The organism is Alloalcanivorax dieselolei B5 (genome assembly GCF_000300005.1).
GTDB classification, from domain to species: domain Bacteria; phylum Pseudomonadota; class Gammaproteobacteria; order Pseudomonadales; family Alcanivoracaceae; genus Alloalcanivorax; species Alloalcanivorax dieselolei.
In genome coordinates, this window is the sequence record NC_018691.1 from 3,323,492 (window position 1) to 3,343,099 (window position 19,608).

Annotated in this window: 21 protein-coding genes and 1 other RNA gene; 8 read left to right on the plus strand and 14 right to left on the minus strand. The window is 62.9% G+C overall.

What is annotated here, in order from left to right:
- Positions 1–93 precede the first annotated feature (93 nt).
- Genes B5T_RS14800 through rnd form a run of 3 tightly spaced genes read right to left on the minus strand, consistent with a single transcriptional unit; the run spans position 94 to position 1,918 of the window.
- Positions 94–552: a YcgN family cysteine cluster protein gene (locus B5T_RS14800; RefSeq protein ID WP_014995331.1), complete on the minus strand. Its 459-nt coding sequence runs from the start codon at positions 550–552 to the stop codon at positions 94–96.
- Positions 549–857 carry a YcgL domain-containing protein gene (locus B5T_RS14805; RefSeq protein ID WP_041717052.1) on the minus strand — a complete coding sequence of 103 codons (309 nt, stop codon included), beginning with the start codon at positions 855–857 and terminating at the stop codon, positions 549–551. Before B5T_RS14805 ends, B5T_RS14800 begins: the two co-directional genes overlap by 4 nt.
- Positions 854–1,918 (minus strand): ribonuclease D, encoded by a 1,065-nt coding sequence (rnd, locus tag B5T_RS14810; protein WP_014995333.1) that lies wholly within the window; start codon positions 1,916–1,918, stop codon positions 854–856. Before rnd ends, B5T_RS14805 begins: the two co-directional genes overlap by 4 nt.
- Positions 1,919–2,056: 138 nt before the next feature.
- On the opposite strand from rnd, the gene gpmA reads away from it, so the two are divergent.
- Positions 2,057–2,803 carry a 2,3-diphosphoglycerate-dependent phosphoglycerate mutase gene (gene gpmA / locus B5T_RS14815; RefSeq protein ID WP_014995334.1) on the plus strand — a complete coding sequence of 249 codons (747 nt, stop codon included), beginning with the start codon at positions 2,057–2,059 and terminating at the stop codon, positions 2,801–2,803.
- A gap of 35 nt (positions 2,804–2,838) precedes the next feature.
- Here gpmA and B5T_RS14820 read toward each other — a convergent pair whose 3' ends face one another.
- On the minus strand, positions 2,839–3,840 hold the full coding sequence (locus tag B5T_RS14820) for a lipase secretion chaperone (protein WP_014995335.1): 1,002 nt from the start codon (positions 3,838–3,840) through the stop codon (positions 2,839–2,841).
- A 290-nt stretch (positions 3,841–4,130) separates the two neighbouring features.
- Between B5T_RS14820 and B5T_RS14825 the strand changes: the two genes are divergently transcribed.
- Both B5T_RS14825 and B5T_RS14830 read left to right on the plus strand, forming a co-directional pair.
- Positions 4,131–5,108: a lipase family alpha/beta hydrolase gene (locus tag B5T_RS14825; protein ID WP_085942843.1), complete on the plus strand. Its 978-nt coding sequence runs from the start codon at positions 4,131–4,133 to the stop codon at positions 5,106–5,108.
- Positions 5,109–5,367: 259 nt separating this feature from the next.
- A complete protein-coding gene (locus B5T_RS14830) occupies positions 5,368–6,363 on the plus strand; it encodes a putative solute-binding protein (protein WP_014995338.1) in 996 nt (331 codons plus the stop codon).
- A gap of 26 nt (positions 6,364–6,389) precedes the next feature.
- On the opposite strand, the gene B5T_RS14835 is transcribed toward B5T_RS14830, so the two are convergent.
- From B5T_RS14835 to B5T_RS14875, 10 genes are all read right to left on the minus strand, one after another.
- Positions 6,390–7,532 carry an acyl-CoA dehydrogenase family protein gene (locus tag B5T_RS14835; protein ID WP_014995339.1) on the minus strand — a complete coding sequence of 381 codons (1,143 nt, stop codon included), beginning with the start codon at positions 7,530–7,532 and terminating at the stop codon, positions 6,390–6,392.
- A gap of 348 nt (positions 7,533–7,880) precedes the next feature.
- Complete coding sequence (locus tag B5T_RS14840) at positions 7,881–9,035, minus strand: iron-containing alcohol dehydrogenase (RefSeq protein ID WP_014995340.1); 1,155 nt, start codon at positions 9,033–9,035, stop codon at positions 7,881–7,883.
- A gap of 540 nt (positions 9,036–9,575) precedes the next feature.
- Complete coding sequence (recR, locus tag B5T_RS14845) at positions 9,576–10,193, minus strand: recombination mediator RecR (protein ID WP_014995341.1); 618 nt, start codon at positions 10,191–10,193, stop codon at positions 9,576–9,578.
- A gap of 12 nt (positions 10,194–10,205) precedes the next feature.
- On the minus strand, positions 10,206–10,526 hold the full coding sequence (locus tag B5T_RS14850; protein WP_014995342.1) for a YbaB/EbfC family nucleoid-associated protein: 321 nt from the start codon (positions 10,524–10,526) through the stop codon (positions 10,206–10,208).
- A gap of 34 nt (positions 10,527–10,560) precedes the next feature.
- Positions 10,561–12,459, minus strand: coding sequence for a DNA polymerase III subunit gamma/tau (dnaX, locus tag B5T_RS14855; RefSeq protein WP_014995343.1), 1,899 nt, complete (start codon positions 12,457–12,459; stop codon positions 10,561–10,563).
- Positions 12,460–12,599: 140 nt separating this feature from the next.
- Positions 12,600–12,696, minus strand: an RNA gene (gene ffs, locus B5T_RS22780) — signal recognition particle sRNA small type.
- Between the two features lie 66 nt (positions 12,697–12,762).
- Positions 12,763–13,281: a hypothetical protein gene (locus B5T_RS14860; RefSeq protein WP_014995344.1), complete on the minus strand. Its 519-nt coding sequence runs from the start codon at positions 13,279–13,281 to the stop codon at positions 12,763–12,765.
- A 200-nt stretch (positions 13,282–13,481) separates the two neighbouring features.
- Positions 13,482–13,898: an Hsp20 family protein gene (locus B5T_RS14865; protein ID WP_014995345.1), complete on the minus strand. Its 417-nt coding sequence runs from the start codon at positions 13,896–13,898 to the stop codon at positions 13,482–13,484.
- Between the two features lie 351 nt (positions 13,899–14,249).
- Positions 14,250–14,846 (minus strand): 2OG-Fe(II) oxygenase, encoded by a 597-nt coding sequence (locus B5T_RS14870; protein ID WP_229682957.1) that lies wholly within the window; start codon positions 14,844–14,846, stop codon positions 14,250–14,252.
- 132 nt (positions 14,847–14,978) lie between these two features.
- Positions 14,979–15,449, minus strand: a complete 471-nt coding sequence (locus B5T_RS14875) for a YbjN domain-containing protein (protein WP_014995347.1) — start codon at positions 15,447–15,449, stop codon at positions 14,979–14,981.
- A 197-nt stretch (positions 15,450–15,646) separates the two neighbouring features.
- Between B5T_RS14875 and B5T_RS14880 the strand changes: the two genes are divergently transcribed.
- The 5 genes from B5T_RS14880 to B5T_RS14900 all read left to right on the plus strand — a co-directional run bounded on the left by B5T_RS14880 (position 15,647) and on the right by B5T_RS14900 (position 19,478).
- On the plus strand, positions 15,647–16,324 hold the full coding sequence (locus tag B5T_RS14880) for a hypothetical protein (RefSeq protein ID WP_014995348.1): 678 nt from the start codon (positions 15,647–15,649) through the stop codon (positions 16,322–16,324).
- Between the two features lie 234 nt (positions 16,325–16,558).
- Positions 16,559–17,101, plus strand: coding sequence for a PadR family transcriptional regulator (locus B5T_RS14885; protein WP_014995349.1), 543 nt, complete (start codon positions 16,559–16,561; stop codon positions 17,099–17,101).
- A gap of 52 nt (positions 17,102–17,153) precedes the next feature.
- On the plus strand, positions 17,154–17,927 hold the full coding sequence (locus tag B5T_RS22360) for a DUF1853 family protein (RefSeq protein ID WP_229682958.1): 774 nt from the start codon (positions 17,154–17,156) through the stop codon (positions 17,925–17,927).
- Positions 17,905–18,942, plus strand: coding sequence for a DUF2804 domain-containing protein (locus tag B5T_RS14895; RefSeq protein ID WP_014995351.1), 1,038 nt, complete (start codon positions 17,905–17,907; stop codon positions 18,940–18,942). The genes B5T_RS22360 and B5T_RS14895 overlap by 23 nt, the downstream gene beginning before the upstream one ends.
- On the plus strand, positions 18,936–19,478 hold the full coding sequence (locus B5T_RS14900; protein ID WP_014995352.1) for a DUF4282 domain-containing protein: 543 nt from the start codon (positions 18,936–18,938) through the stop codon (positions 19,476–19,478). The genes B5T_RS14895 and B5T_RS14900 overlap by 7 nt, the downstream gene beginning before the upstream one ends.
- Positions 19,479–19,608: the final 130 nt, after the last annotated feature.

A 19,608-nucleotide genomic window follows, 5' to 3' on the forward strand; every position in this document is an offset into this window, starting at 1 on the left:
GGAGCCCATTCACGCTCTCAAGCCTACACAGGCCCTTAGTACTCGAGCCATTCTATACGTCCCGGGCTCGCCTCTCTATCGAGTCCGTCCGGATCAGTTTTCCACCCAATGGATGACATGGTCTTCCCAATCCCGCTCTGGAACCCGGTTTTCCGGAACCACGCGGCCGGCAACGCTGATCCCGGCGTCACGTACCGAGCCCGGATCCCCGGATAGCAACGGATGCCACTCAGGCAGCGGTTTGTCTTCGGCTCGCAGTCGATAAGCACAACTGACCGGCAGCCAGTCGGACCGGGCCATCTCTTCGGTTACCTGAAGACACCCCGGCACTTTGCGCCGCCGCTGCGCGTAGACCTGGCAACGGCAACGGCGGGTATCGAGATAGCGGCAACTGAGGTCCGTGAACACCACCTCGCCGCTGTCCTCGTCCTCCAGCTTGACCAGACAGCAGCGCCCGCAACCGTCGCACAGTGCCTCCCATTCCCGCGCATTGAGTTGTCCCAGAGGCAGCGTCCAGAACCGTTCGCGCAGAGGCGGATCCGTCAGCGTCACGACGGCTTCCCGCGCGGGTTGTCGGGGTGGCCGGCGGCCAGAAACAGATCCTCGTCCGGCGGCGGCGGCATCTGCAGATAAAACCCTTTATCACGCACCTCATCCATGACCTTGCTCACATCCGCCCGTGCCAGCGGCCGCTTGGGATCCAGGATCATATCGCTGACGTGCAGCAGCTTGCCGCATTGCTCAAGCAACACCTTTGGCACCGCTTCCAGCCCCCTGGCGCGAGCCACGAACAGATACATCTCAGACCGACGGCTGCTCCGGTAGATAGAACAGAACAACTTGCCTTGCAATGTCATAGCATCTCCAACAACGGCTCGGCTACCGGCTCCCGGCGCCAGCCGCGCAACGGCTCGGGCAAGGACTCCGGATCACGCACCAGCGCCTCCAGCCAGCGGCGCCGCACCAGCACCTCCGGCTGCAATCCCAGATCATTGGCCAGAGCGGTCACCCGGTCGCGCAATTGTTTGACCTGATCCCGCTGCGGCCGGGCCAGCGGTTCCGGCAGCGGCTCCGGCGGCGTTTCCCGGCGGCCTTGCTCAAGACAGGCGATGATCCGCTCCCCGTCACGCTGAATCAGCTTGGGGTGCAATCCCAACGATTGCAGCGCGCTCCGGTCCAGGCGACGGCGCTGGCTCAACTCCAGCATCACCGGGTCCTTGAGCACGAAACTGCGCGGCAGATCACGCTGCCGGGCCATCTCTTCGCGCCAGCGCGCCAGCGCCGCCAAGGCGGCCAGTTCCTCGCCCTGCAGGGCCCCGGCGCCTTTGACCGCATGCCACGGCTCACCGCCCTGCCCGCGCCGCCGTACGTCCGCCACCAGGCGATCGCACTCTTCCCGCCACCAGGCTTCCCGGCCCAGGGCGCGGAGACGTTCGCGCAAACGGCCGGTCACTTCGGGCAGGTACTTCACGTCTTCCTCGGCGTAGCTCAGTTGTTCGGCGCTGAGCGGCCGCCTGAGCCAATCGGTACGGGTGGCGCCCTTGGGCAGCGCGACCCCCAGTTGCTGTTCCACCAGCCGCTGGTAACTCATTTGCATATCCTCGCCGACCAGGGCGGCGGCGATCTGGGTATCCTCGATGTGCTTCGGGCATTCGCCGGTGAAGTACTGCAAGGCTTCCAGATCCTCGGAACAGGAGTGCATCACCAGACACCGGTCCGCCAGCACCGCGCCCAGCACCGGCGCGCTCACCCCGGTGGTATCGATGAGACGGATGGCATCGCCATCGTGCGCCTGCACCAGAGCCAGCCGTGGCCAGTAAGTCCGATCCCGCATGAACTCGGTATCCAGGTACAGCGGGCCCGCCGGCGGCGCCCAGTCCTGGATCTGCTCGTCTTTGTCACACCATATATAGCTCATGCCGCTCCCGGCTCGTTCGAATGGGGCGCATTATACGGGCAAGGCCCCGCCGGCTCCATGCGAAGGCGCCCGGAGGTGTGCCCGCAATCCGCTTTCTGCTAACCTTGGCGCGCCTTGAAAACCGCACAGGAATCAACCATGAGCACGAAACTGGTACTGGTCCGCCACGGACAGAGCGTCTGGAACAAGGAAAACCGTTTCACCGGCTGGAAGGACGTGGATCTCACCGAGCAAGGCCGGGCGGAAGCGAAAACCGCCGGCGACCTGCTGCAGGAAGCGGGCTTCGAGTTCGATATCGCCTACACTTCCGTGCTCAAGCGCGCCATCCGCACCCTGTGGACGATCCTCGACACCATGGATCAGATGTGGATCCCGGTGGTGCGTGACTACCGCCTCAACGAGCGTCACTACGGCGCCCTGCAAGGCCTGAACAAGGCGGAAACCGCCGCCAAATACGGTGACGAGCAGGTACTGGTGTGGCGCCGCAGCTACGACACCCCGCCGCCGCCGCTGGAGCGTGACGACGAGCGTTACGCGGGCCGTTTCCGCGTTTATCGTGGTCTCAGCGACGCCGAGATTCCGCTGTCCGAGAGCCTCAAGGACACCGTGGCCCGTTTCGTCCCCTACTTCCAGAGCGTGATCGAACCGGATATCCGCGCCGGCAAGCAGGTGCTGATCTGCGCCCACGGCAACAGCCTGCGCGCCCTGGTCAAACACCTGGGCAATATTTCCGATGAGGAAATCGTCAAACTCAATATCCCCACCGGTATTCCCATGGTGTATGAGCTCGACGACGACCTGAAGCCGATCAAAAACTACTACCTGGGCGACGCCGAAGCCGCCGCCGCGGCCGCCGAAGCGGTGGCCAATCAGGGCAAAGCCTGACGGCCTCCCCCCGGTGGCGCCCGCCACCGGGGGATTCAGGAATCCGGCTCCGGGTTCCGGTCCAGGACTTCCACCCGGCGCCGCTCTCCCGCCTCGAACAAACGCTCCCGCAACCGTTCTATTTCCGCCTGCCGATCGCTCGGCGCCAGACCGCTTTCCAGAATGGCGCGACGCTGCTCGCGGTAATCCTGGTAACGGGACTGCCAGAGCGCCCGGCGCTGGTCCAGTTCCGCCAGCCGGTCCGCCGCCTCCCGGCCCAGCCGTTGCTCACGCAATTGGTCGATCCGCCGCTGCGGTGCGCCCTGTTCCCGCAACGCCCGCACTTCCTCATGCACCTCCATCGGCTCCCGCGAGGCGCGCACCTGCTCACGCAAATCCGGCGGCAGGGTAGCTTCCAACGCATCCAGACGCTCACTCCTGGTGGCTTCGTCCAGTTCGTTGTCCTCAAGGATGCGGCGCCGCTGCAGGGCGAAATCCGCGTAACGGTCCTCGAAGCCAAAAAACGCCTCGGCGGTGGTGGCGTCGAAAAACCGGCCTCTCAATGCCTGTCGCTGTTCAAGACTGTGGCGTAACGCGGCCGGATCCCGCCCCGGCGGTGTCAGCTCCGCCAGCGCCTCGCGATAGCCCAGATACTGTTGCAGCAGTGCCCAGGCCCGGGCCGCCGCCGACGGCGACAGCCGGGCCTCGAAATCCGCCGCCAGGCGCGCCTTGAGTGTCTCCAGATCCTCTTCGCCCAAGGCCGACAACACATAATCGAAGCGACGACGCAGCGCTTCGTTGACGATCAGGTCGCCGTTCTCGTCCTCGGCCAGAGCCCCGTCCGGCCGGGTGCCGCGCCAGGACGGCGGCGGCGAATCGGCCAGTTCCCGGCCGCGCCCGGCGTAATCGTGCAATGCCGATGCCGCCGATGCTTGTGGCGGGGTCTGGCGCGACCCCGCCACGGGCGTGGGGCCATCGCCTCCTGGCCACCCCCAGATGCCCAGGCCCGCCAGCGCCAGCAGCACGATGAGGATTGTGTATATACGTCCTTTGGTCACGTTCAGCCCTCGACGGCAACCGTTCCCGACCCGCACACCGTCACTCTGACGGCAAGTGCCGCTCGTCGGATTACGACATTTTTATTAGTGAACACCTGTTTCGCTCTGGTTAGGATCATAGCAGGCTGTTGGCAAACAGTCCGGAACCCGCCGGGTTCCTTTCATGACCGTAAAGGGTGGCCGATGGAATCGGTCATTGGCAAGAAAGAGCGCAGCGCGGTTGATGTTCTGGTTCATCCGCGACGGGCTCGACAAACGATACCGAAAACAACAGACAAACAGGGAAGCTTATGAAAACGTCAATCAAGACTCTTTTGAGAGCAAATCCGCTGAAGGCTGACGTCACTACAGTGGCGCTGAAGGCTCTGCTCGGCATCCTGCTGTTCTCGTGGCTGACCGCCGCCCATGCCGACGACTACACCGAAACCCGTTATCCCATCGTGCTGGTGCACGGCCTGTTCGGCTTCGATACCGCCGCTGGCGTGGACTATTGGTATCGCATCCCCGAGGAACTGCGACGAAGCGGCGCCGAAGTCTACGTGACCCAGGTCGCCGCCGCCCAGGACACCGAGGTGCGCGGCGAGCAGCTGGCACGACAGGTGGAGGATATTCTTGCCATCAGCGGCGCCGACAAGGTCAACCTGATCGGTCACAGTCACGGCAGCCCCACCATCCGCTACGTGGCCTCGGTCTACCCGGACATGGTCGCCTCCGCCACCGGTGTTGGCGGCGTCAACTGGGGCGCCCGGCTGGCGGACGTGCTGCAGGGCGTGGTGGACGACGTGCCTTTCAGCGGTGATCTGATCGGCTTTCTCGGTAATGCCCTGGCCGGGCTGATCGATCTGTTCTCCGGTGGCGGCAATGAACAGGACATCCTGGCGGCCTTGAAGGCGCTCACCACCGAAGAGACCATCGCCTTCAACCAGCAATACCCGGAAGGCATGCCCAGTGAGTATTGCGGCGAGGGTCCCAGGGAAGGCAGCAATGGTGTCTCTTATTTCTCCTGGAGTGGCGCCAAGCCGCTGACCAATTTCCTCGACCCTTCCGACGTCCTGCTCGGCGCCACCGCCATCGTTTTCCTCGGCGAGAAAAACGATGGGCTGGTGAGCAGTTGCTCCAGCCACCTGGGCATGGTGATCCGCGACGACTATCGCATGAACCATCTGGATGAGGTGAATCAGGTGCTCGGGCTGCATGACCTGTTCAGTACCGATCCGGTCACCCTTTATCGCCAGCACGCCAACCGGCTCGGGAACTATCAGTTCTGAGTCGGCAGTTCTGAGTCGGCGGTTCTAAGTCGGCAGTTCCGAGTCGGAACGGCCACGCCGGAGGCAATCGCGCCGGCGTGGCCGTCTTCCCAAGGACGCCCTCAATAACACGGTCTACGCACCTGCCGAAACGTCCGTCATTTTGAAGACCGGGGCGCCGTCATCGGCTGTCGCTCCGGTATTGAGCGGTGATGCCCGCCACCGCCATGATCTATCTCTTAGGGATGATCCAACTTTACTCAAAAGCAGGACAATAACCATGATAACAAGTCTTCGCGTAGCATTGGCGCTGTGCGCCATGCTGACCGTCCCCCTGGCCCAGGCCGCCGATCTGATTGAGAGGCGTATCTGCGTGTTCGATCTGGCCGGTAACGTCGGTCCGGTGATGACCGCCATGAAGGACTGGCAGACCGCCGCGCTGCAATGGGGGTTGAAAGCCAAACTGGTGGCTTATACCAATGAAGCCATCGCCGCCGAGGATCTCAAGGCCGGGGTCTGCGACGCGTCCCTGATCACCGGCCTGCGTGGCCGCCAGTTCAATCAATACAGCGGCACCATCGATTCCATTGGCAGCCTGCCGACCATGGATCATATGAAAGTGCTGCTGCAGGTTCTGTCCGATCCGCGCAGCGCCAAACCCATGACCAGCGGCGATTATGAAGTGCTCGGCGTGGCACCGGCGGGCGCCGCCTACATCTTCGTCAACGATCGGGAAATCAATTCGCTGGCCAAGGCCGCGGGCAAGAAAGTCGCGGTGCTGGAGTTCGATGAAACCCAGGCCATCATGGTGGCTCAGGTGGGCGCCACACCGGTGTCCTCCGATATCACCAATTTCTCCACCAAATTCAATAACGGCGTGGTCGACGTGATCGCCGCCCCGCTGATCGCCTATGAAATACTGGAACTGTACAAGGGCCTGAGCCCGGACGGCGGCATCATCGATTATCCGTTGATGCAGCTTTCGATTCAGTTGATCGGCACCAAGGCCCGTTTCCCGGAAGAGATCGCGCAAAAATCCCGCGAGTACTTCTACAACACTCTGGATCGGGTGATCGAGCAACTGGATCGTGAGGCCGAGGCGGTCAACAAGAAGTGGTGGGTACAGATTCCCGACGCCGACAAGCAGGAATACGAAGTCATGATGCAGGAAGCCCGCGTTCAGCTACAGCAGCAGGGTTTCTACAATGCCGACATGCTCAACCTGCAAAAACGGATTCGCTGCAAGCTGGAGCCGTCACGGGCGGAGTGCACCTGAGCGCCGGAGGCTGGCCGGCGTTACCCCTACAGCCCCAGTCGCTTGGCGATAATCTCGTTCATGATCTCGTAGGTACCGCCGCCGATGGAGAGGATGCGGTTGTCGCGAAACAGCCGTTCCACCACGGTGCCGCGCATGAAACCGCTGCCACCGAAGATCTGCACCGCATCCCAGGTTACCCGGTCCGCGCACTGGGTGGCCTGGTTCTTGGCCATGGACACATCCAGCACGCAATCCTCGCCGGCGGCGATGCGCGCCGCCACCCGGTAGGTGAATTCGGTGCTCGCTTTCACCGCCGTGGCCATTTCCGCCAGCTTGTGGCGGGTCACCTGGAAACCGGCCAGCGGTCGCCCGAACGCCTGACGTTCACGGGCATAGGCCAGCGCTTCCTCGAACGCCACCTGGGCGGTCATATTGGCGGTGACGGCCAGAATCAGGCGCTCCATCTGAAAGTTGCTCATGATGCAGTAAAAACCGCCGTTCTCCGGGCCAATCAGATTCTCCACCGGCACCCGGCAATCCTCGAAGAACAGCTCGGCGGTGTCCGACGCCCACCAGCCCATTTTCTTCAACTGTCTGCCCACCGTGAAACCCGGCGTGCCTTTCTCTACCAGCAACAGACTGATACCACCGAATCCCGCGTCTCCGGTACGCACCGCCACCGTGTAATAGTCCGCGCGCACGCCGCTGGTAATGAAGGTTTTCGAGCCGTTCACCCGATAATGATCACCGTCCTTGACCGCCCGGGTGCGCAGATTCGCCACATCGGAACCGCCGCCGGGCTCGGTGATCGCCAGCGCGGAGATTTTCTCCCCCGCCAGCACCGCCGGCACCACCCGTTCCTGCAGCGCTTCACTGCCCCACTTCCACACCGGCGGCAAACCGATGTCCAGGGAGCCCAGGCTGGCGCCGACGCCTCCGGAGGTGCAGCGCACCATCTCCTCGCAGGCGGCCACCTTCATGAACACGTCCTCGCCAGTGCCACCCCAACGCTCCGGCGCGCCAATCCCCAATAGCCCCGCCTGAGCGGCCTTGACGTACAGCTCACGGGGGAAAGTCCCCGCCTCCTCCCACTCATCCACGTGCGGGCGGATCTCCCGCTCGACGAAGGCCTTGACGGTTTCCCGAACCATCCGGTGAGTGTCATTGAAATAATCGAGTGCGGACACGGAACCTCCTGTGATTTCGCCCTGGCGCCAGCCATACCTAGCGCTTGCTTGGTTCACAAGGTAGCAAAACCCGCCTGACCGGACAAAGACCGGAACGCGCAATCTGGAGGTCGAATTCGTCAACGGCGGCTCGCTAACGCGCCATTCGCGGCTAAAGCGGAGCGCCGCCCGGCCGCTTCCCACGGACCGGACGACAAGGCCGCTGTAGGAGCTTGCCTGCAAACGAATTCGGCTTCCGGTGAACAGATTCGCTTGCAGGCAAGCTCCTACAGCGGCTTCGTTGCAGAGCTCGTGGAGAGTCGGCGGGCAGCGTTCCAGGACCGTGTTTGGCGCCGTTTACTGCTCCAGTCACCAAAGCGCCTCATAGAGCCGCACGATCTCCTCGGCTTCCGGCACCCGAGGATTATTTCCTGGCGAACCGGAGGCCAGGGCCTGCTCCGCCATGGTGTGACGCACCTCGAAGAAGCGGTCGCGGTCGATGCCGAAGCCCGCCGGTGTCGGCACCTGTAATTCGTCATTGATCGCCACCAGAGTATCCAGCAGTTTGGCGTTGGCGCGGGCATCGTCATCATCCAGCCCGGCGAATCCCAATGCGCGGGCGCAATCCGCGTAACGGGCCGAGGCCGCCGGCAACGAATATTCCGTCACCGCCGGCAGCAACATGGCGTTGGACAAGCCGTGGGGCACATGGAAGAAAGCGCCAATGGGACGGCTCATGCCGTGCACCAGCGCCACCGAGCTGTTGCAGAAAGCCACCCCGGCCAGAGTGGCGCCGAGCATCATCGCTTCCCGCGCCGCCCGGTCCTCGCCATCGTGATAGGCACGGCGCAGATGAGGGCCAATCAACCGCAACGCCGCCAGGGCCTGGCTGTCACTGTAACCGTTGGCCTTGCGGCTGACGTAGGCTTCGATGGCGTGGGTCATGGCGTCAATGCCGGTGTCCGCAGTGGTACGCGGGGGCACCGACACGGTCAGTTCGTAGTCCACCAATGCCGCCACCGGCATGAAGGCGGCGCCGACGCAGAGCAGTTTTTCATCGGTGCGTTCATCGGTGATGATGGTGAAACGGGTGGCTTCCGAACCGGTGCCGGCGGTGGTGGGAATGGCGATCACCGGCAAGCCGGCTTCATCCACCTGACGCGGAAAGCGGTAATCATTGATTATGCCGCCATGCCTGCCCAGTACGGCGATGGCTTTGGCGCTGTCGATGGGGCTGCCGCCACCCAGGGCCACCACGGCGTCATAATCACCGTCGCGCACCATCGCCAACCCGCCTTCCAGGGAAGCGGCGGTGGGCTCCGGCAAAGTATCGGCGAACACATCACCACCCATGCCCGCCTCCGCCAGCAGCCCCCGCAGGCGCTCCAGATAACCCAGTTGCGCCATCATCCGATCGGTAACGATCAGCGGATTACGGCAACCGAGCCCTTGCAGTACCGCCGGCAGGCGCGCCATGGCGCCGGCGCCCACTTCCAACACGCGGGGCAGGATAATCGAAGCCATGCTGTTCTCCTTATTCTGTATTTTTCCGAGCCAGGGAGACTGTTACATGGTGCGGGAGGGGGCGCAATAAAAGACACGTCGGACGCCAAAAGATAAAACCCCCGGGCTCCCCCCTCACAAGCATAAAAAGGTTCATCGCGGATTAGCGGGAAGAGTTTCCCTTCAATCTGGCGTTTTTCCTTTCTAGAGGGGGAGTGTTGCCAGTCAGGGCCTTCCAGGACACGCTACAAGTACATCCCTGTAAGCTCGGGTTTGGCCATCCCTGGCCAAACACGGTCCTGGAAGGCCCTGACCGGCAACACTCCTCAAGTTCTGAAATGTCCGGCTTCGAATTTGACGACGGTAAAAAAGAAAGAAGAACCCTTCGGTTGGCTGTGACTGAGGGTCTTGCGGGTCCCCCGGGTGTCCATGACTGTGTGAGGCAGGACGCCGAACGCAAGCCTACAGGGACGTATTTACGGCGGGTCATGGACACCCGGGGGACCCGCAAGACCCCGCTACGAAGCACCAAGGCTTCCATCACAAAAATTCAATTGTCCGCTAATCCGCGAACGGACGGCGGGCACGCAAGGCCTGGGCCAGGGTGGCGCCGTCAACGAACTCCAGATCGCCGCCCATGGGCACCCCCTGAGCGATACGAGTGACACTGACGCCGGCTTCCCGGGCCAGATCGAGGATATAGTGAGCGGTCGCTTCACCTTCCACGGTGGTGCCGGTGGCCAGAATCAGCTCGCGGATTTCACCGTCGCGCAGGCGCTGCTCCAGCACATCCAGGCCCAGTTCCCGGGGCCCGACGCCGTCCAGTGGTGACAGCTCGCCCATCAGCACGAAGTAATGACCGCGAAATTCGCCGGACTGCTCCACTGCCAACACATTGGCCGGCGAGGACACAATACAGATCAGCGACGGATCCCGGCGCGGATCCTGACAAATGGCGCACAGATTCTGCTCGGCATTGGTCCGCTCAGCATAGTTGCGGCAACGTTCGCAGTGACTGACGCCGTCCATCGCCGCCTGCAATGCGCCGGCCAGTTCACGCCCCTGCTCGCGGCCACGTTCCAGCAACGCGTAGGTCATGCGCTGGGCGGACCGGGGGCCCACACCGGGCAGACAGGTAAAGGCTTCGATCAGGGATTCCACCAGGGGCGGATGCTTCATGACATCAATCCGTTACAGGCCCGGGAACGGGAAGCCACCAAGGCCGCCACCGGCCATGTTCTTCATGGCGTCCTGCTGGTTGCGCTCGACCCGGCGCACCGCATCGTTGACGGCGGCGGCCAACAGATCCTCGAGGAATTCCTTGTCCTCGCTCATCAGGCTGCTGTCGAGCTCCACTTTCTTGACGTCATGGCGGCCATTCATCACCACCTTGACCAGACCCGCGCCGGCTTCGCCGGTGACTTCAGCATTGGCGGCGTCTTCCTGCATTTTTTTCATCTTCTCCTGCATGGCCTGAGCCTGCTTGAGAAGGTCGTTCATGTCGAAGTCCATCTTCTTGGTACCTGTTACGGGGCCCCGGCGGCGGCTAGTCGCGGGGGCGGATACTGTCTTCGTCGAGGCGGCCGCCGAAACGGCTCATCAGCGTTTGCACGGTGTCGTCGGCGAGCAGTGATGCCCGCGCTTCTTCCAGCCGCTCCTGACGGCGCTGCTGGTCCAGCAGCTCCGGCGTGCCGGCCACCGCTTCATGGTAACGCACCTGGACCCGGATACGGCGATGGAAGTAATCACTGAGCGCGCCGCCCAGTTCCTCCAGGCGCTCATTGTTGACCAGCACCTGGTGGCCACTGCTCAGTTCCAGCGTCCACTGATGCTCGTCACGCTCCGCCAGCACCGCGTTGCGGGCCAGGTGGCGCACGGCGCCATCCAGCGGCAGCCGCATCAACAGCGCCGCCCACCAGGAACCGATTTCGCTGTTGTCCCGGGGCTCGCCCAACGGTTCGGGATCCGGCTGCTGGCGTGCGGGACGCTCGGCGGCCGCCGGCTTGGGTTCCGGTTCAGGCCTGGGTTCGGGTTCAGGCGCCGCTGGCGCGGTCTCCAAAGCCTGCGACAGGGCTGCCGCTCCGGCCTCCGACCGCGGTGCCGGCTCCCGCGGGCGCTCTGATTCATTCCGAGGCTGGTCGCGGGCTTCAGGCCGCGGGGCCGGAGCAGGCTCGGGCTCCGGTTTTGCCGCCATCGCCTGTTGAGCCGGCGGCGCGCTTACCGTGGCGCCCTCTTGCGGCCCGGGTTGCTGGTTGGCACTGGCGGTGCCGCCGTCCAGCATGGCCTTCATAGCGCCGGGGCCCGACGCCGCGGGGGCGTCGTTACGGGCGGGCCGAGGCTTTTTTGCCGGGGCGCTGCCCTCCCCCGCGGCGAGCACGCCCTTGGGTGAGAACAGCACCATGCGCAGCAGCGTCATTTCCAGCGCGGCGCGGCTGTCCGGGGCATCCTGCACATCACGACGGCCGCGCAGGGCCACATCGTAATAGAGTTGCACCTGCTCGGCGGTGAACTCCCCGGCCAGCGCTTGCATGTCGGCGTCCTCGCCTTCGCCCAGCGCCTGGATCACCGCCAGTTCGTGCAGCGCCGATACCAGTTCGTCCAATAATGCCAATTCATCCGGGGCGTGTTCGGACACCGACGCCAGCGCGTTCAGCACCGCCGCCGGCGTATCCTCGGCCAGCGCCCGCAACAAGGTCCGCACATGAGCCCGGTCGACGGTACCCAGCATGCCGGACACGGCGCCGGTGGTCAGTTGCTCGCCGCCGAAAGCGATGGCCTGGTCAGTGAGGCTGAGAGCGTCACGCATGGAACCGCGCGCGGCCTTACCCAGCGCCAGCAGCGCCGGCTCCTCGAAGCGGATCATTTCCCGCTCGAGCAGATCCTTGAGGTGGCGGGCGATCTGTTCCGCCGGTAACGCCTTGAGGCTGAACTGCAGGCAGCGCGACAGGACGGTCACCGGCAGTTTCTGCGGATCGGTGGTGGCAAGCAGGAATTTCACATGGGGCGGCGGCTCCTCCAACGTCTTCAGCAGCGCGTTGAACGAGTGCGCGGAGAGCATGTGCACTTCGTCGATCAGATAGACCTTGTAGCGGCCACGGCTGGGCGCGTACTGCACGTTTTCCAGCAGCTCACGGGTGTCCTCCACCTTGGTGCGGCTGGCGGCATCCACCTCGATCAGATCGACAAAACGGCCCTCGCCGATTTCCTGACAGGTGGGACAAACACCGCAGGGGCGGCTGCTGACGCCTTCCTCGCAATTGAGGCAGCGGGACAGGATGCGGGCGATGGTGGTCTTGCCAACACCACGGGTACCGGTGAACAAGTAGGCGTGGTGCAGGCGATCCTGATCGAGCGCGTGCATCAACGCCCGGGAAACGTGTTCCTGGCCCACCAGTTCATCGAAGGTGCGCGGGCGATACTTGCGGGCAAGAACCTGGTAACTCATGGTACTCCAGCCAAAAGGATGCGGGCTTCGCAAAAGCGATAAGCTTTGCGAATGCCGTATGCTAGCGAATCTGGCCGGGTTGCAACAGCGTGGGAAGAGAATGCCGTGATGGCGGGTGAGAAAAGGGGAGATGGAGGCCTTCCCGCCAGCCGCACCTCGGCACACAAGTCCACCGCGTCCGTTGCTCCCTTCCGGGCCTGGCGGGTTGCGCGATTTATCGTTGCGAGGGGACCGGCAGGTCGGCCATAACGCGCCCGTGAAGGCGAGCGCGCATTGTGGCCAAACGTTTATGCCATTGCAAGTTCAATTGAACGGACTGAAACCGTCCTCGTGACCGACTTCCCTGGCCTCACGGTGACGCTGCTCCATCATCCGCTCCACGCGGCGCGCCTGGACCTCGGTATCGGCATCCACCATCACCAGATAGTTGCCGTCCTCCACGTCTTTCCAGTAGGGCTGCAGGTGATGGTTGCGGCTGGAGATGCCGTAGATGCCGCCCAGCCAAGCGCCAAAGCACATGCAGAAAAGGGTGCTGAAGACCACCACGCTCAGCGCCAGCTGCTGGCCCCAGGGTTCCATCGCCACCAGCGCCGAGCCGATGATGAAACCGCCGAGCGCGCCGAACAGCGCGCCGAGAAAACCGGCATGCATGATCTCGGTATCTTCCCAGATGGTGGTGGCGTGCAGTTGGGCCCGGATCACCGGGCCGGAATCCTTGCCCAGAACATGCATGCGGCCTTCGTCGATCCCGGTCACGTCCAGATCCCGGGAGATATTCTGGACACTGTCGAGAGTGCCGGTAACGTAGTACAAGCGTTTCATGGGTCCGCCTCCTTGTCCGCAGCCGGAATCACGCGCTCTCCCGTCAGGGGGCGCGCATTCCGGGCTTGTGTCTTCGATTCTGCGCCGCCGCCGACAACGGTGTCAGGGCGCTGAATAGACAAGTTGGCTATATAGAGGGGAGCCTGATAACGGAAGGGAATGTCAGGGGCAGGTGTTACCGGCCCCTGAGTATATTGGTATCAATCCTTGTTGATCGGGACCTGACGGGCTTTCTCGGATTCCGGCACCACCCGTTTCAGATGCACCACCAGCAAGCCATCATTCAGCGCGGCGTTGTCCACCTGCACGTGATCGGCCAATCGGAAGGTGCGCTCGAAGGCACGGCGGGCAATACCGCGATGCAGCCAGGTGCGGCCCTGTTGCTCCTCGGCGCCGGGTTTACCGGTGATGCGCAGAACATTCTCCTGCACCGTTACGGTAAGCTCGGCCTCACGGAAGCCGGCCACCGCCATCACCACCTGATAGCGGCCATCAGCGTCGCGGATAATGTCGTACGGGGGATAACCGCCGGACTGATCGGAACGCAGGCCGTCCAGCCACTCGTCAAAGCGGTCAAAACCCACACTGTGTCGAAAAAGAGGTGCCAAAGTATTCATCACGTCGTCTCCAGATTCATACCACCCGTTCCCCGCAGGCAAAGGGGTGGACAATTTACCGGACATCCCGTTCATCGGGACGCCTGTTTGGGACGTGACACTTCAGCCGGCTGTGGTCACGGGGAGATAAATGGGGGGTGGTGAAGCGATTTCAAGGGGGGGATACACCGTTTCCGCTGGCACGCAACACGCTTGCACGCCAGGCTTGCCAGCCCGAAGTCAGACGGAGAGGCCTGAGTGCTTGGGAAGTCACAACAGAAGCCGGTTCGTGAACTCACTACGCAGGGTCCTCGATGCCGCCCTGCTTAGCGTGCAAGCGTGCTGGCGTGTTGCGTGCCAGCGGATCCCTTTTCAACGTGGCGGATCGAGCCGTTCGGCGGTGGTGTTGTTGCAGCGGAACCAGCCGGCGATGCTGATCCGCCGGGCCTGGGCCTGGAGCACCTCATGAGGAATGTGCTCGCTCAGGAAGCACACCAGCGTGCCGCCCATAGGTTCCACCTCCGTATCCACCACCCGGCTGTGCGGTTCCGGCCACAGACGCAGGCGGCCTCCCAGGTCACTGTTCCAATTCTGATTCAGGTACAGCACCACCGATAACACGCGGCCGGAATTACCGCGAAAGGCATCCAGGTGGCGCCGGTAAAAGGCCCCGGGATCGTAGATGGCGAAGTGCGCTTCCAGATCGAACAGCCCGAGAAACAGCTCCCGGTTCACCGCCAGCCGCAGCTGTTCCAGCTCTTCCTGCAAGCGGCATTGCGCCAGGGTCGAGCCGTTCAGCCAACAGGTGCGGTCACGGCGCACGCGCTGGTCGTGCTGGTGATCCTCGCGGCGGCCGATACCGGCTTCCTGAAATTCGCCACGGGCATCACGCAACAACGCCTCGCGGCGCAGGGCCCGGATCAGGGGTGTGGGGAAATAGCCCGGCATGACCGCGTAATGCCGGGTCACCAGGCTGTCGATAAGCTGCGCCCGCCGCTCACCGGCCTGCGCATCGAAAGGGCTGATTGTGGGTTCCAGCGAAGGATCCTCGGTGAATCCTCAAGCGTCTCGGGACGCTCATCCTCAAGCGTCCGGAAACGCTCAGTGCAGCGCGCCCGGTTCCGCGGGCGCACCCTCTTCGTCAGGCCAGAACAGCCAGCCCGCCTGCTGGCATTCTTCCAGCAGTTGTACCGTGCCGTCCACGGTGGCCTGCACGAAATAGATGAACTGATCGAAGGTGACGCCCTGACGGCCAAGCAGCAGGTCGCAGGCCACCAGCCTTGGCATGGAGTCGTCATTGACGTCCAGGAACAGCTTCAGGGACGGATACTGCATGTTCAGAGCGGAAAGCTCCGCCTGCACCGCGAACAGGGCGCCGGGGCGAATCTCCAGTTCGCTGGTCAGTAGCAAACCGTCTTCCTCGACGAACAAGCGCGCGTCCACCACCCCTTCCCGGGACTGCAACTCACTCAGGTGCAACCCATGGCACTGATCACAAATATAGTGCTGGATATTCGCCTGCTGCAGCCAACGCGTAACCTGTTCCGCGTCGGGTGTGACCACCGTTATCATCCGTCTCTCCGATTTGTCAGGAGGCGCATCATCCGGCATTCGCCGGGCAAAAGAAAGAGCCGATCGGTCCGCCGTTTGCCGATCCGGCCCTGGTGTGCCGACGCCGCGGTCGTGCCCGCGCCGGCCGGGAACCGCTAATATGCCAGGGCCTGTTCACCCTAATTCTGTCCTTGTTCCTTGAAGACCGGAAGCAAACGATGACAACAAAGACCTACGTGGCTTTTCCCTCCAGCGAAACCCTCCACCGGACCACCGACGGCTTTATTCGCCGCATGAACGAGGGCGCGCGGAAAGCGGAGCCTGAAACCGTGGAAACAATCATGAAGACCTTCGTCGAGGAGGCGTTGGGGACTTTTTTCCTCAAACCGGCGGCGATGGCCGGTCTTGGCAGCGGGCAGACCCGCCTGATCCGCATGGCCTGCGACACCATAGCCAAAGCTACCGGCCTGGTGGTGGGCCGCAGTGCCAGAAAGATGGATCTGGAGCAAAATCAGGCCGCCGCCCGCTACATGGATGACATCCGTTTCCAATCGGAGGACGGCGGCACCTGGTACGTCGCTTTCCCCATCGACGAGGCGTTGGCGGAAAAGGGCCGCCAGGCACGGCGGCTGGCGGATGAAGGCAGAGAGGCCGAGGCCCGCGCCGCTTTGGTCGCCTATTTGCGTGAAATGACCGAGGTCGCTCTGGACTGGTACTTCGAAAAACCGGTGGCCCTGCTTCATTTTGGCCCCATTTTGCGTAAAGTAGCCGCCGTTGGCATCGATACCACTCGCCGCGCCAGCTTTGGCGTTATCGGCAAGGTCATCCCCAAATTGGAGCGCCAGCAGTTGCTCCATTCCGTGCACTATTATTGTGGCATGCAGATGACGTTCTGATTTTGTGCTTTGCTTCCTTGTTTATTTCTCCTTTTTGTGCACATGTCGTCACTGAATGTATCCGTTGTACTCATCAATAAAACGCTTTCATAACAAAGTATTACCTGGGTATCAGGCTGGGATATAACCTCACTAAGTTTTTACAAAACTGCTTATACAACGGATTGCGCAGGCACAATTTCGCTCTCTACTATCGCAGTAGAGAGACCGATAAACAAAAACGAGGAGCCAGCCGTGTCATTGCGCCATGCCATTCTTGTCCTGTTACAAGACGAAGAAGCCAGCGGCTACGACCTCGCGCGGGAGTTCGCCAACAGCATCGGCCTGGTGTGGAACGCCACCCACCAGCAGATCTATCTGGAACTGGGAAAATTGAACGAACAGAACATGGTGCATTACCGCCATGTGCCCCAGGACGGAAAGCCAGACAAGAAGCTATACCGCATTACCGATGAGGGGCGACAGGAACTGGTGCGATGGTTGCGCCGCCCGGCCGCGCCGGCCCGGGTCCGGGACGCCTTCATGGTGAAAGTCGCCGGGGGCGCCCTGGCCGACCCGGAAACCCTGCTTGGCGAGCTGGATCAGCTGGTCCAGCAACGCAAGGAGCGACTCGCCAACTTCGAAGCCGAAGCCAGAAAGCTGGAGCGACAAAGTGAAGGCAACAGCCGCTTTCAACATCTGACCCTGCGCCGGGGCATTCTCGACCAGGAGGCCTGGCTGGCCTGGGCCGAAGAAGTTCGGGAAGTCCTGGAGGACACACTGAACCATCAACACTGATCCCTCCATCCCGTTCGAGGGGCCACCGGCGATCCGCCTGTTTCAATGGCTGATCGAAGCCCCGCCTCTCTTCGCCACACCAGCGGGCGCCGACCAGGATGCCGGTGTTCTGCTGGAGCAATGCCTGACCGAGGACCCTGACTGGCCGCATCGGGCCGCGGCGGCGGGCGCCCCTCCCGTGCAAGGTCGTCTCGGCCATTGGTTCGAAGCCCTGGTGGCTGCCCTGCTCGCCCATAGTCAGCGCCTTGAACTGCTGGCGCGCAACGTCCCTCTGCGCCGACAGGGACGCACTCTGGGAGAGCTGGACATGGTGCTGTTCGACCATGGCAGCGGTCGGTGCCTGCACTGGGAGCTGGCGCTGAAATTCTTTCTCGGCCACGACGGCCAATGGCCGGGCCCCAATCCACGCGACACCCTGCAAAGCAAAGCCGAACACCTGTTTCAGCACCAGCTACCCCGCAGCCTGGACGTGAGCGCGGCGGAACCTCCGATCGCCCCCATCGACCATCGGCAGGCGCTGACTCGCGGGCGCTTGTTCTACCCGGCGCCACCCTGTCCGTCACCGGCACAGGCCGCTCATGGGCATCAAAGTGGCTTCTGGTGCCGGGCCGGGCACTGGAACTCCCCGGCCCGCCCGATACCCCGGGCCTTTTGGGCCATTCCCGAACTGTTGTCGGACAATTTTACCTCGCCAGTTGCCCCCGCCGAGCTGCAAGACTATGTTCAGCGCAAACAATCCGTGGTGATGATTCGCACCGACAACAACGCACCGGGCTTTCTGGTGCCGGACTCTTGGCCTTTTAATGAACTTCGATCCCCTGCCTGAACCGCTGGTCGGGCCGCGGGGACAGGTCCGGCTCGGCCTGTTCCCCGATTCCGTCACCACCATCAACGGCCGTGCCTGCGATTACCGAACGCCGATGGGGTCGCCCGCCTCGCGCCGGGCTCGTCATTTCCATTACAAGCAGTTCCAGTATCTCGGCGTGATCAGCGACGATCTGCTGATCGGCTGTGCCCTGGCGGACACCGCTTATCTGGGGGTGGCTTTTCTCTATATTTACCAACCCGCCACCGGCACCCTGGAAGAACACACCTGGCGGGCGCCGCTGGGGCGCGGTCTGTGTATGTCGGACTCGCCGGTGAACGGCGAAAGCCGCTTCCGCCGTGGCGGCACCGACATCGTCCTGGCTTACCGTGCCGACGGCGGCACCCGGGAGAAATCCCTGACCGTGCGCGGCGCCGGGCTGGAACTGGATGTGGCGCTGGAAGAGCCGGAAGGCTACCAGCCCATGTCCCTGTGCACCCGCACCGGTGTCAACGGCTGGGTCTACGCCAACAAAGTGGCCGGTGTCGGTCTGCGCGGCCGACTGCGCTGGCGCGGTCGCGAATGGTCACTGGCGGATCTGGCTAATGTCGGTGGCCACCACGATTTTTCCGCCGGTTACATGCGGCGGGAAACCTTCTGGAACTGGGCCTGTTTTTCCGCCTGCATCGACGGTCACCGGGTGGGCCTGAACGTGTCCTGCGGCGTCAACGAAACCAGCGTCAATGAAAACTGCCTGTGGTTGGACGGTCGCCTGATCAAGCTCGATGGCGTCAGCTTCGACTATCAGCGGGACAACCTCATGGCCCCGTGGCGGATGCGCAGCCGCTGCGGCCGCCTGCAACTGCGCTTCGAGCCACACGGCGAACACCGCGAGCGCCTCAATCTGGGATTGTTCGCCAGCAACTTCCATCAACTGTTCGGGGTGTTCCACGGCGAGCTCAGGCTACCCGATGGCACCACCCTGCCCCTGTCCGGTCAGCCCGGCTTTGTCGAGGAGCAATACGCCAAATGGTAGATCCGCACAACGATGACACCGCGCCCGACGCCGACGATACCCGGCCCCCGCCGGCCCACGATCCGTTCAATGAAAAACTGCGCCGTGGCCTGTTCTGGATGGTGCAGTACTGGAAGGAGCTGGTGAGCTTTCGCTTCGACCGCTACATGATCATCCAGGTGATTCCCGGCGTGTACGGCGTGGCGCTTGCCGCCATCGCTCTGGGGCTGCTGTATCTCACCGTGGAAGCGTTCATGACCTCCACCTGGCGCGGCCTGTTCTTCCTGTTCATCGGCGCGCCACTGGGCTTCCTATTCATGGCCTCGGCACTGCGCGCCCTGCTCGAGTTCTATATGGTGGTGTTCAAGATCTCCGAACACGTGGACCAATTGGTGGGACTGCGCGACACCGTGGACCGGCTCTCCGGTATCGGCGATACCGTGGATGAAATGGTGGCGGTGACCCGCCGCATTCCGTTCTGGCGGGTGTTGTCCGGACGGGGCCGGCCAGGCAAGGACAAGGACAGCGAAGACAACAACGGCGGCGACAACCGCTGAGGCAGTTTTCTGTGGGAGCTTGCCTGCAAGCGAATGGGGCACGCCCAGGCGTTTAGCGATATTTGCTTGCAGGCAAGCTCCCACAGCGGCTAAAGATCTAGTTATTGTCTTTTCTCGCTGTCAACCGTCC